Genomic DNA, 11796 nt, shown 5'->3' on the forward strand with positions numbered 1-11796 from the left:
GCTCACATCCGGAAGACGCCGAAGCCGCCACGGGCGCCCTCGACGGGGGCGTTGTGGACGGCCGACAGGCACAGGCCGAGGACGGTGCGGGTGTCGCGCGGGTCGATGACCCCGTCGTCGTACAGCCGTCCGGACAGGAACATCGGCAGGGACTCGGACTCGATCTGCGCCTCCACGAAGGCGCGCATGCCGGCGTCCGCCTCCTCGTCGTTGGCGTCGTACGTGTGCCCCTTCGCCGCGGCCGACTGGCGGGAGACGATGGAGAGCACTCCGGCGAGCTGGGCGGGGCCCATGACGGCGGACTTGGCACTGGGCCAGGCGAAGAGGAAGCGGGGCTCGTAGGCGCGGCCGCACATGCCGTAGTGGCCCGCGCCGTAGCTGGCGCCGATGAGGACGGAGAGGTGGGGGACCTTCGAGTTCGAGACCGCGTTGATCATCATCGAGCCGTGCTTGATGATGCCGCCCTGCTCGTACTCCTTGCCGACCATGTAGCCGGTGGTGTTGTGGAGGAAGAGGAGCGGGATGTCGCGCTGGTTGGCGAGCTGGATGAACTGGGCCGCCTTCTGCGATTCCGCGCTGAACAGCACTCCTTGGGCGTTGGCGAGGATGCCGACCGGGTAGCCGTGGAGGCTCGCCCAGCCGGTGACCAGGCTGGTGCCGTAGAGCGGCTTGAACTCGTCGAAGTCGGAGGCGTCGACGATGCGGGCGATGACCTCGCGGGGGTCGAAGGGGGTTTTGAGGTCGGCGGGGACGATCCCGAGGAGCTCCTCGGGATCGTGGAGGGGTTCTTCGGCGCGGGCCGGATCGGGTTGGGCCTTGCGGTGGTTGAGGCGGGCGACGACGCGGCGGGCCTGGCGGATGGCGTCGTGCTCGTCGAGGGCGTAGTAGTCGGCGAGGCCGGAGGTCCGGGCGTGCATGTCGGCTCCGCCGAGGGACTCGTCGTCGCTCTCCTCGCCCGTGGCCATCTTGACGAGCGGCGGGCCGCCCAGGAACACCTTGGAGCGGTCCTTGATCATGATGGTGTGGTCGGACATGCCGGGGATGTACGCGCCTCCGGCGGTGGAGTTGCCGAACACGACGGCGATGGTGGGGACGCCGTCGGCCGAGAGCCGGGTGAGGTCGCGGAAGACGGCGCCGCCCGGGATGAAGATCTCCTTCTGGGAGGGGAGATCCGCGCCGCCGGACTCGACGAGGCTGATGCAGGGGAGTCTGTTCTGGCGGGCGATCTCGTTGGCGCGGAGTGCCTTCTTGAGCGTCCAGGGGTTGGAGGCGCCGCCGCGGACGGTGGGGTCGTTGGCGGTGACCAGGCATTCGACGCCCTCGACGGTGCCGATGCCGGTGACCATGGAGGCGCCGACCGGGTAGTCGCTGCCCCAGGCGGCGAGCGGGGACAGCTCCAGGAACGGCGTGTCCGGGTCGAGGAGCAGTTCCACCCGCTCGCGGGCGAGGAGCTTGCCGCGGGTCTTGTGGCGGGCGGTGTACTTCTCGCCCCCGCCGGCGAGGGCTGCGGCGTGCGCGGCATCGAGCTCGGCGAGGCGGTCCAGGGCGGCGGTACGGGCCTGCGTGTGCTCGGCGGCGAGCGGGTCGACGGCGCTCTTGAGGCGGGTCACGGGGTCCCCTCCGGGGTGGTGGTCTCGGGGCTGTCGCCGTCGCCGGGTGGATCGCCCAGCAGGGTGGTGGGGATGTCCAGGTGGCGGGAGCGGAGCCATTCGCCGAGGGCCTTGGCCTGGGGGTCGAAGCGGTGGCCGGAGGCTACGCCGTCGCCGAGGATCCGGGTGACGGTGAAGTTGAGGGAGCGGAGGTTGGGAAGTGCGTGGCGGGTCACTTCCAGTGGGGCGGTCTCGGGGAGCAGTCGCTTGAAGGCGTCGACGGTGAGGGTGCGGTGGAGCCACTCCCAGGCGGGGTCGCTCTCGGCCCACAGCCCGACATTGGCGTCCCCGCCCTTGTCGCCGCTGCGGGCCCCGACGATGGTGCCGAGGGGCACCTTGCGGGTGGGGGGCCCGCTCGGGGCCTGCGGCGTGCCCGGCCCCGGTGTGGCCGACTCCGGCGTGCCCGGCGTGCCCGGCGTGCCCGGTGTGGCCGACTCCGGTGCCACCGGCGCCCCCTGCGTGGGGGGTGTCGGCCCGGGCCCTGCGGGGCTTTCCCCCACCCCACCCCTTCCCGAAACCGGGGGCTCGGCCCCCGGGCCCCCGGGCCCGGGCTGCGCCCCGGGCCCCCGCGGCTCGAACGCCGGCGGGGCTTGATGTGCCAGGCGGGTGCCGTCCGCGAGGACTGCCGTGTGGGGGACCTGGCCCGCGGGGACCGTGGTCGCGGTGAAGCCTCCGTACGGCTGGGCCGGGGACGGGGGGGCCGTGACGTGGAAGCCCGGGTAGCTGGCCAGGGCCAGTTCGATGGCCGCCGAGGTCAGGGGGCGGCCCACCCGGTCGGGGGACGGGTCGCGGACCACCAGGCGGAGCAGTGCGCTCGCGGTCTCCTCGGTCGACGCGTCCTCGTGGTCCGTACGGGACAGCGTCCAGGAGACCGACTCCACCGGCGCGAGCAGCCCGGACAGCTGCTGCCGTACCAGCGCCGCCTTCGCGTCGATGTCCAGGCCCGTCAGGACGAAGACGACCTCGTTGCGCCAGCCGCCGATGCGGGTCACGCCCACCTTGAGGGTGGCGGGCGGGGCTTCCCCGCGGGTGCCCGAGATCGCGACCCGGTCCCGGCCGGCCCGCGCCAGCCGGACCGTGTCCAGGCGGGCCGTCACGTCGGGGCCCAGGTAGCGGACCCCCTGGGTTTCGTAGAGGAGTTGCGCCGTGACCGTACCGACGGAGACGACGCCGCCCGTGCCCGGGTGCTTCGTGATCACCGACGAGCCGTCCTCGGCGATCTCCGCCAGCGGGAACCCCGGGCGGGACACGTCGTGCCGGGTGAAGAAGGCGTAGTTGCCGCCCGTGGCCTGGGTGCCGCATTCCAGTACGTGGCCCGCCACCACCGCCCCGGCCAGCCGGTCGTGGTCGTCGGGCGCCCAGTCGAACCACCACGCCGCGGGCCCGCTCACCAGCGCCGCGTCCGTGACCCGGCCGGTCACCACCACGTCCGCGCCCGACCGCAGGCAGGCCGTGATGCCGGCGCCGCCGAGGTAGGCGTTCGCGGTGAGCGCCTGCTGCCCGTACGGCAGCGGGTACGGCATCAGGTCGTCGCCCTCGACGTGCGCGACCGAGACGGGGACGGACAGCTTCGCGGCCAGCGCGCGCACCGCTCCGGCGAGTCCCGCCGGGTTCAGGCCGCCCGCGTTCACGACGATCCGTACGCCCCGCTCGTGGGCGAGGCCGAGGCACTCCTCCAACTGGCGCAGGAAGGTTTTGGCGTAGCCGAGTTCCGGGTTCTTCAGCCGGTCGCGGCCGAGGATCAGCATGGTCAGCTCGGCCAGGTAGTCCCCGGTCAGTACGTCGAGGGGGCCGTCCGTCAGCATCTCGCGCAGGGCCTCGAAGCGGTCTCCGTAGAAGCCCGACGCGTTGCCGATCAGCAGGGGGCGCCGGGTCACCGGGGGTCCCCCGGTGCGCGCCCCGGGCCCGCCGGGCCGGCGAAGGCCTGGGCGATGTCGAGCCATCGGTCGGCGTCGGGGCCGGCGGCCGTCAGGGCCAGGTCGGCGCGGTGGGCGCGCTGGGTCACCAGCAGGCAGAAGTCGAGCGCCGGGCCGGTGACCCGCTGCGGGGCGTCCTCGGGGCCGTACGTCCACACCTCGGCGCGGGCTCCCGGAGCCGTCAGCTCCACCCGGAACTCCCCCGCCGGCGCCGGCAGGCCCCGTACGGCGTACGCGTAGTCGCGGGCCCGGACCCCGATCCGCGCCACGTGCCGCAGCCGGGCCGTCGGCACGCGGCGCACCCCGAGCGCGTCGGCGACGTCCTGGCCGTGCGCCCAGGTCTCCATCAGGCGGGCGCTCGCCATCGAGGCGGCCTTCATCGGCGGCCCGTACCAGGGGAACTTGGCGTCGGGCGAGGCCGCGGCGAGCGCCTCGTCGAGGGCGGCGCGGCCTGTGCGCCAGCGGGCGAGCAGCTCGGCGGGGGCCAGTGCGGCGCCCTCCCCGGCCCCTTCGTCCACGAAGGAGTCGGGGGCCTTCAGGGCCTCCTCGACCAGCCCCGCGAAGGCGGGAGCGTCGGTGAGGGCGAGCAGGGCGGCCCGGTCGGTCCAGTGCAGGTGGGCGATCTGGTGGGCGAGGCTCCAGCCGGGCGCGGGCGTCGCCCTGGCCCAGTCGGGGGCCGGCAACTCCGCGACCAAGGCGTCGAGTTCCCGGCCCTCCTCGCGGAGATCGGCGAAGACGGCGAAGACGTTCTCGACAGCGGACGGATCGGGCACGGGTGCGCTCCCCTTCTCGGCGTGAGGGGAAGCGTGGCAGCCGCCACCAAAACAATCAAGCGTGCTTGCATTATTTTCTGGGGCGGTGAACGGGGGCGAGTGGGCGCGGACTTGGGACGACCGGCCGGGCGCCGTGGGGCCTCCGGGGCCGGGTACGGGCCCCGGCCCGGGCACGGGCACCAGCCCAGGCACGGGCACCAGCCCAGGCACGGGCACCAGCCCGGGTACAAGCACGGCTCCGGCTCCGGCTCCGGCCCGGATGCCGCCGTCGCCAACCGCCACGGCCCACCGGTGCCCGGGCGGGGCTTGCGCGGGGTGTGCGTCCGCGGCAAGGATCGCTCTCATGGCCGAGCGCAAGGACAGAGGCGGGGACGAGGACGTGCTCACGGGTTCCGTCAAGGGCGTGATGTTCGACTTCTCCGGCACGCTCTTCCGCGTCGAGCCCACCGAGGACTGGCTGCGCGCGGTCGTGGCGGACGCCGGGCTCGACCTGCCCGAGGCCGAACTCACCGCCTGTGCCGCCCTGCTGGAAGAGGCGGGCGCCCTGCCGGGCGGCGCCTCGCCGCGCCGGCTGCCGGCTCGGCTGGAGCCGCTGTGGCGGGAGCGGGACCTGAGTCCCGAGCAGCACCGGGCCGCCTACACCGCCCTCGCCCGCGAGGTGCCGCTGCCCTCCGCCGAGCTGGCCGACGCCCTCTACCTCTGATCTTGGCCAGTGCTCCGCCCTTCAGGGCGGGGGTGAAGGCCATCCTTGGGGTCGGAGGCGCGGAGCGCCGGAGGGCTCTGCGCTTCCGTGGTGACGGTCAGACGGGACGCTGCTGGTTTTCGATGTACTGCTTGACGACGGTCAAGGGTGCCCCGCCGCATGATCCTGCGAAGTAGGAGCCGGACCAGAAGCGTCCGCCCCACAGGTACCGGCGGACATGGCTGTCGTACTCCTGGTGGAGCCTGCGGGAGCTGACGCCCTTGAGGGAGTTGACCAGCTTGGAGAGCTGGACTTTGGGCGGGTAGTGCACGAGCAGGTGCACGTGGTCTTGTTCTCCGTTGAACTGCTTCAGCTCGGCCTCGAAGTCGGCGCAGACCTCCCGCATGATCTCTTCAGTGCGGGTCAGCATGGCGCCGGTGAACGCTTTCCGCCTGTACTTGGTGACGAAAACCAAGTGAACGTGCAGGTTGTAGACAGCATGGCGACCGGTTCTGACATCGGGATTCGGGTTCCAGCGCGGTGACATAAACCAATGCTAGCCTGGCGGCCCTATCCCGATACCGCGGCCACCCTCGCCGCCCTGCGCGAACGGGGCGTCCCCGTCGCCGTCGTCAGCAACATCGGCTGGGACCTGCGCCCCGTCTTCCGCGCCCACGGGGTCGACCGGTTCGTCGACGCGTACGTGCTCTCCTTCGAGCACGGAGTCCAGAAGCCCGATCCGCGCCTCTTCCAGGCCGCCTGCGAGGCCCTCGGGGCGGCGCCCGCGGACGTGCTCATGGTCGGCGACGACGCCGTCGCGGACGCGGGGGCCGCGGCGCTGGGCTGCCCGGTCCGGCTGGTCGAGCACCTGCCGGTCGAGCAGCGGCCGAGCGGGCTCGGCTCGGCGCTCGCGTCCCTCCGGCTCCTCTGAGGCGTAGCCGAGGCAGGCGTAGTCGAGGCGTAGGAGCCTTCCCGGGATCAGGCGGCAGCGCCGGCCGCCCGACGGCTGAAGTCCATCGTCCAGTTGTGGACCCAGCTCGCGGCGCCGTCGGCCGAGAAGAACTGTTCCCAGCGCGGGGAGTCCGTCCCCGTCCCCGACCACACGAAGCGCACCCGGACCGCCGTGCCCTCGTAGGTGTCCTCGCCCTCGAAGACGCCCGTCCCCGTGCCCGCGTCGAACCGTCCGGTGACGGGTGGGAAGAGCGTTCCGGTCCGGCGGCTCGCCCAGTTGAGGGTCCAGAGGTCGCGCTCGGGCTCGTAGAGCCGCAGGGTCAGGCCGGCGAAGCCCTTCGTCGGGAACTCGATCTCGTCGAAGCTCGCGGCGCCGTCGAAGTGGCGGCCGGCCCGGGACACCGCCGGAAACGCCTCCCAGCCGCTGTCCGCGTCCAGGAAGTCGGCGAGCCACCGGTTGGACACGTCCCAGGTGCCGACGAGGAAGTCGAAGTCGTTCATGTGCGGTCTCCCCAACAACTGTTCTCTGCCGCTCTCTGCGCTGATGGGGCAACCGTAGGAGCACTCCACTGACATCCTGTGGCAGTGAAGTCCCAGTGAAGTCCAGCCGCCTGCTCTCGATCCTGCTCCTGCTCCAGACCCGGGGCCGGATGACCGCCGCCGAGCTCGCTGAGGAGCTGGAGGTGTCGGTCCGTACGGTCTACCGCGACGCGGAGGCGTTGGCCGCCGCCGGCGTCCCGCTGTACGGCGACGCCGGGCACAGCGGCGGCTACCAGCTCCTCGACGGCTACCGCACCCGCCTCACCGGGCTGGCCCCGGGCGAGGCGGAGGCCCTCTTCCTCACCTCGTTGCCGGGACCGGCCGCCGAACTCGGCCTCGGCCGCGCCCTGTCCACCGCTCAGCTGAAGCTGCGCGCCGCCCTGCCCCCGGACCTGCGTGCGCAGGCCGACCGGATGCGGCTGCGGTTCCACCTGGACGCGCCCGGCTGGTACGCGGAGCACGAGGAGACCCCGCACCTGGGGCGGGTCGCCGACGCGGTCTGGCGGGGACGGGTCGTCGAGGTCCGGTACCGGCGCTGGAAGGAACCCCACGAGGTGGACCGGCGACTGGCCCCGTACGGGCTGGTCCTGAAGGCGGGGCGCTGGTACCTGGTCGCGGGCACGGCAGGCGCGGCGGGCACGGCAGGCGCGACCGCGCCCCCGCGCACCTACCGCGTGGACCAGATCCTGGCGCTGCGGGAGACCGCCGAGGAATGCGCGCTCCCCGACGGCTTCGAGCTCGCCTCCCACTGGCGGCGCACCCAGGCGGAGTTCCACGAGCGGCTGTACCCGGAGGAGGCGGAGGTACGGGTTTCCGCGCGCGCGGCCGCCCGGCTGACCGGCGCCCAGGCCAGGGCCCTGGCCGCCACGGGGACCCCGGACCCGGGGCTGCCCGGGTGGACACGGGTGGTCCTGCCGATCGAGTCGCAGGACCACGCGGAGGCGCAGTTCCTGGAGCTCGGCGCGGAGGCGGAGGTGCTCGCCCCGGCGGCCCTGCGCCGGCGCATCGGAGCGGCAGCCGCCGCGACGGCGGCCCGCTACGGGACGGCGGGGGACGCGGGCGCGGACTCGGGCGCGGATGGGCCGGGGTGAGAACGGGGCCGCGGACCGGTTCGGGTGAGGCCTTCCCTCCGGTGCGGGCGGCTGGGATGCTCCCCGCATGACGACTCCTCGGATGTACTTCGCCACTGCCGCCCTGAGCGCCCTCGCGCTGGGCGTCGCCATGGCCAGCGGCTGGGGCCAGGACTTCCCGGACGGGGACTCCGCGGGCTCCGGCTCCGGGACGACCCACGTCGAGGCGAACGTCCAGCACGCCGACGTGACGCCCCGGCCGGCCGGCGACATCATCTGGAGCTGACGGGACCGGCGTGGCCTGAACTCGCCCCGTCCCACCCCGAAGCGGCCCTTAAACCTCCCTGGAACAACGGGAGTCGGTATAGCGTCATCGCCGACCACGACGGGCACGAGGTACGCGGTACCAGGTACCAGGTATCAGGTACGGGGTACCGGGCACGGGGGGCTGGAGCGAGATGAGTGTCGACGTTCGCTATCGCGTGGAACGGATCGCGCTGGCCCTGATGTCCATATCGGGCGTCGTGGTGCTGATCGCCGACCTCTTCGGGTGGCTGGACGCCCTCGCTCCCGGAGGCGCGCTCCCGAAGGTGACCCTGCTCATCCTGAGCACGGTCACCGTGTTCCTCCTGCTGGAGATCGACCGCCTGCGCAAGCTCGACGTGGTCCAGGACCAGTTGACCGAGCTGGGCGAGACCGTCCGCATCCGGATCACCGGCCTGGACGAGACGGTCGAGGCGCAGGTCACCCGGCTCGACCACACCCTCCGGACGCAGCTCGCCAAGCTCGACATCGACACCGTCGCGCAGCAGCTCAAGCAGGAGAACTACCTCGGCGTGATCCGGGTGCACGCGGAGTTCCCCGGCGAGCGGTTCAACGCGTTCGTCGAGGCCGCCACCCAGGAGGTGGCCATCCTGCAGACCTTCATGCCCAACCTGGAACACCTCCAGCCCGCACTGGAGAAGGCCCTGGTGGACCACGGGGTTCCGGTGCGCATCATGCTCCTGTACCCGTCTTCCCCCGTGGCGGGCCTGCGCGACGAGGCACTGCGCTCCGTACGGGACCCCGCCCTCGCGCTGGACGTGAAGGCCCGGGTCGAGATGTGCCTGGCCGGCCTCGCGGAGCTGCACAGGGCGGTCGGACCTGCGGGCCGGGCGCTGCTCAGCGTGCGGGTGTACAACTCCCTGCCGTCCATCGCCGTGCACAAGGCCGACGAGCACTTTCTGGTCAGTTCGTTCCTGCACCGCCAGCTCGCGATCAACTCCGCGCAGACCGAGATCGACGGCTGTGACACGGCGATGGGCCGGCAGGTCCAGCGGGAGCTGGACACGCTGTGGGCGATCGGCCGCGACGTGGCCCTGGCCGACTGGCGCGAGTCGCTCAGAAACATCAGCTGGTGATCCGGGTCCAGGTCCGGGTCCAGGTCCAGGTCCGGGTCCAGATCTAGATCCGGATGCAGACACGGAAACAGACACAGACACAGACACAGATCCACGGAAAGGTACGGCCATGCACGACTTGGGTGCCCCGGGCGAGAAGGACGGGCTGGACGGGCTTCACGGGCTGGACGCGTTCGAGAACGGGCTGATCGAGCGCTTCGAGGAGCATCCGGTCCTGGCGAACATCACCCGGCTGCCCGACGAGGACTTCACCGCGCTCCTCCTCCAGCGGCGCTTCGTATCGCTCGCGTTCACCCCGTCCTACGACCTGGCCATCGACCTGCTGCGCGACGAGGAGGGGCTCCGGATCGCCCGGGTCATCCTGCGCGAGGAGTACCCGGGCGCCACGGGGCACGAGCCCTCGCACCGCGAGGACATGACGGAGGACCTGCGCCGGCTCGGAGTGTCCAGGGAGGCCCTGGTGGCGTCGAGGCCCACGGCCGCGACGAGGCGCGCCATCACCGACACCCTCGAACTGATCGCGGAGGCGGGCGGCCACGCCGACGCCGACCTGCGGCTGCTGACCTTCCTCCGCTTCTGGGGCGAGGTATTGGTCTCCGTCGAGTACGGACGGCTGTGGGAGCGGATGGGACCGCTGTTCACGGGCGAGGGCGGCGGCCGGAACCGTTCGCGCTTCTACCACCCGCACTTGGTCCACGACGCGAAGACGCAATCGCTCGCGACCGTGTCCATGCTGTCCGACACCCACTCCGACCGGCTGGCCGCGCGGGTGACCGAGCTGCTCGGCCGTGCGGGCGGGGCGGACGAGACGGGCAGGATGGACGGGGTCGACGGCGCGGACGGGGTCGACGGCGTGGACCGGGCGACCGGCTTCAAGGAAACCGAGGAGCGGGCGCTGCGCCTCAAAGCCGGTTTCTACGATCAGTTCCTGCCCGCGCTGGCCCCCTCCACGACGGCCTGAGCACCGGACGGCGGCCGCAGGCGGGTCTGTGAGCGGACCGCGCCCATGCTCGCCACGATGACCAGCGCGATCGCCGCCGCGTCGAGCGCCGACAGCGCCTGGTTCAGGATCAGGAACCCGGCCGTCGCGGCGATCGCGGGCTCCAGGCTCATCAGGATCGCGAAGGTCGGCGCCGGGAGCCTGCGCAGGGCGAGCAGTTCCAGCGTGTAGGGCAGGACCGAGGACAGCACCGCCACGCCGAGGCCCAGGATCAGGGTGCTGGGGCGCAGCAGGGCCGAGCCGGCCTCGATCACGCCGAGCGGCAGGGACAGTACGGCGGCCACGGCCATCGCCAGCGCCAGCCCGTCGGCCTGCGGGAACCGGCGGCCGGTCCGCGCGCTGAACACGATGTACGCCGCCCACATGCCGCCCGCCGCGAGGGCGAAGGCCACGCCCAGCGGGTCGAGGCCGCCGAGGCCGCCTCCGCCGTGGGTGGACAGGAGGACGACTCCGGCCAGCGCCAGCCCGGCCCACAGCAGGTTCAGCAGCCGGCGGGAGACCACGACGGAGAGCACCAGCGGGCCCAGTACCTCCAGGGTGACGGCGGGGCCGAGGGGGATGCGGTCGATGGCCTGGTAGATGAACCCGTTCATGCCGGCCATGGCGACACCGAACCACACCACGGTCGACCAGTCGGCGCGGGAGTAGCCGCGCACCTTGGGCCTGCAGACGAGCAGCAGCACCAGCGCGGCCGCGGCGAGGCGCAGCGTGACCACGCCGGCCGCGCCCGCCCGCGGCATGAGCATCACCGCGAGGGCGGCGCCGAACTGCACCGACACGCCCGCCGTGACCACCAGGGCGACGGGGCCGAAGCGGGCCCGGAAGGAGCCGTCCGCGGGGGCCGTGTCGGTGGCGGGGGCGGGGGCGCGGGCCGTGGCGGGGGCCGCCGCCGTCGCTTGCGAGGGCTCGGTGGGCGTGGCGGTGCTCGTGGGGGAGGAGGGTGCGGGCATTTATCCAGATTAGGGGGTTGGTAAGCACCGTGTGTCCGTGTTTTGCCTTACATCTGCTTACATCTGCTCTCCATCCGGCAAGCCCTCCGCCAGCACCTCCGCCAGGTGGCGGGCCCGGCCGCCGGCGAGCTGCGCGATCTGGGTCCGGCAGGAGAACCCGTCCGCCAGCACCTCCGTACCCGGCGCGGCCGCCCGCAGCGACGGCAGGAGCTGCTCCTCGGCGCAGGCCACGGAGACCGCGTGGTGGCCGGGCTCGAAGCCGAAGTTGCCCGCGAGCCCGCAGCAGCCGCCGCTGAGCTCCCCCGTCAGCCCGGCGCGCTCGCGCAGCCGGCGGTCGGGGGCGTCGCCGAGGACGGCGTGCTGGTGGCAGTGGGTCTGGCCGGCGACCGGCCGGTCGAGGCGGGGCGGCTGCCAGTGCGGGGCGTACTCCTCCAGGGTCTCGGCGAAGGTTCGGACGGCCGCTGCGAGACGGGGTGCGCGGGGGTCCTCCGGGAGCAGGGCGGGCAGATCGGTGCGGAGCGCTGCCGCGCAGCTCGGTTCGAGGACGGTGACGGGCCCTCGCGGGTCGCCCACGGCGTCCAGGGTGCGGCGCAGGACCCTGCGGGCGGCGTCCAGGCGGCCTGTGGAGATGTAGGTCAGCCCGCAGCAGACGCGACCCTCCGGCACCACGGGCTCCAGGCCGGCGGCCCGCAGGACCCGGACCGCGGCGTGGCCGGCCTCGGGCGCGAGGTGCTCCGTGAACGTGTCCGGCCACACCGTCACGACGGTGCCGGGCGTGCCCTGCGGGCGGCCGTCCCCTACCCTCCCTTCCACCGTTCCCCGGGGCTGCGCCCCGGACCCCCTGGGGCTCCCCCCCAGACCCCCC

At 73.1% G+C, this 11796-nt stretch carries 12 protein-coding genes and 1 pseudogene; 6 read left to right on the plus strand and 7 right to left on the minus strand.

The features are described 5' to 3' along the window. Nucleotides 1-2 precede the first annotated feature (2 nt). From AC061S_RS38295 to AC061S_RS38305, 3 genes are read right to left on the minus strand one after another with little or no spacing between them, the layout of a single operon-like run. The gene (locus AC061S_RS38295) at nt 3-1610 is read right to left on the minus strand and encodes an acyl-CoA carboxylase subunit beta (protein ID WP_478690484.1); all 1608 of its coding nucleotides are present in this window, start codon (nt 1608-1610) and stop codon (nt 3-5) included. Further along, a complete protein-coding gene (locus AC061S_RS38300) occupies nt 1607-3592 on the minus strand; it encodes an acyclic terpene utilization AtuA family protein (protein WP_478690485.1) in 1986 nt (661 codons plus the stop codon). The genes AC061S_RS38295 and AC061S_RS38300 overlap by 4 nt, the downstream gene beginning before the upstream one ends. After that, complete coding sequence (locus tag AC061S_RS38305; RefSeq protein WP_478690486.1) at nt 3523-4338, minus strand: TIGR03084 family metal-binding protein; 816 nt, start codon at nt 4336-4338, stop codon at nt 3523-3525. The genes AC061S_RS38300 and AC061S_RS38305 overlap by 70 nt, the downstream gene beginning before the upstream one ends. A 343-nt stretch (nt 4339-4681) precedes the next feature. On the opposite strand from AC061S_RS38305, the gene AC061S_RS38310 reads away from it, so the two are divergent. Continuing rightward, nucleotides 4682-5041 carry a hypothetical protein gene (locus AC061S_RS38310; RefSeq protein WP_478690487.1) on the plus strand — a complete coding sequence of 120 codons (360 nt, stop codon included), beginning with the start codon at nt 4682-4684 and terminating at the stop codon, nt 5039-5041. A gap of 97 nt (nt 5042-5138) precedes the next feature. On the opposite strand, the gene tnpA is transcribed toward AC061S_RS38310, so the two are convergent. Beyond that, entirely contained in the window at nt 5139-5567 is a 429-nt protein-coding gene (tnpA, locus tag AC061S_RS38315; protein ID WP_478690488.1) for an IS200/IS605 family transposase, read from the minus strand. 12 nt (nt 5568-5579) lie between these two features. Here tnpA and AC061S_RS38320 point away from each other — a divergent pair. Further along, a pseudogene (locus tag AC061S_RS38320) lies at nt 5580-5951 on the plus strand (HAD family hydrolase); the annotation flags it as partial. A gap of 47 nt (nt 5952-5998) precedes the next feature. Here the strand turns inward: AC061S_RS38320 and AC061S_RS38325 are convergent. Beyond that, on the minus strand, nt 5999-6472 hold the full coding sequence (locus AC061S_RS38325) for a hypothetical protein (RefSeq protein WP_478690489.1): 474 nt from the start codon (nt 6470-6472) through the stop codon (nt 5999-6001). 95 nt (nt 6473-6567) lie between these two features. On the opposite strand from AC061S_RS38325, the gene AC061S_RS38330 reads away from it, so the two are divergent. The 4 genes from AC061S_RS38330 (at nt 6568) to AC061S_RS38345 (ending at nt 9942) form a co-directional block, all read left to right on the plus strand. Then, complete coding sequence (locus AC061S_RS38330; protein ID WP_478690490.1) at nt 6568-7602, plus strand: helix-turn-helix transcriptional regulator; 1035 nt, start codon at nt 6568-6570, stop codon at nt 7600-7602. A gap of 67 nt (nt 7603-7669) precedes the next feature. Next, a complete protein-coding gene (locus AC061S_RS38335; RefSeq protein WP_478690491.1) occupies nt 7670-7867 on the plus strand; it encodes a hypothetical protein in 198 nt (65 codons plus the stop codon). 172 nt (nt 7868-8039) lie between these two features. Further along, on the plus strand, nt 8040-8981 hold the full coding sequence (locus AC061S_RS38340) for a hypothetical protein (protein ID WP_478690492.1): 942 nt from the start codon (nt 8040-8042) through the stop codon (nt 8979-8981). A 109-nt stretch (nt 8982-9090) separates the two neighbouring features. After that, entirely contained in the window at nt 9091-9942 is an 852-nt protein-coding gene (locus AC061S_RS38345; protein WP_478690493.1) for a hypothetical protein, read from the plus strand. Here AC061S_RS38345 and AC061S_RS38350 read toward each other — a convergent pair. Both AC061S_RS38350 and AC061S_RS38355 read right to left on the minus strand, forming a co-directional pair. Beyond that, nucleotides 9903-10931 (minus strand): EamA family transporter, encoded by a 1029-nt coding sequence (locus AC061S_RS38350; protein WP_478690494.1) that lies wholly within the window; start codon nt 10929-10931, stop codon nt 9903-9905. The two genes, AC061S_RS38345 and AC061S_RS38350, sit on opposite strands and share 40 nt — an antisense overlap. A 57-nt stretch (nt 10932-10988) precedes the next feature. Beyond that, nucleotides 10989-11796, minus strand: an 808-nt coding sequence (locus AC061S_RS38355; RefSeq protein WP_478690495.1) for a (Fe-S)-binding protein, incomplete at its 5' end; no start/stop codon positions are given.

Source organism: Streptomyces sp. CA189 (assembly GCF_056428985.1).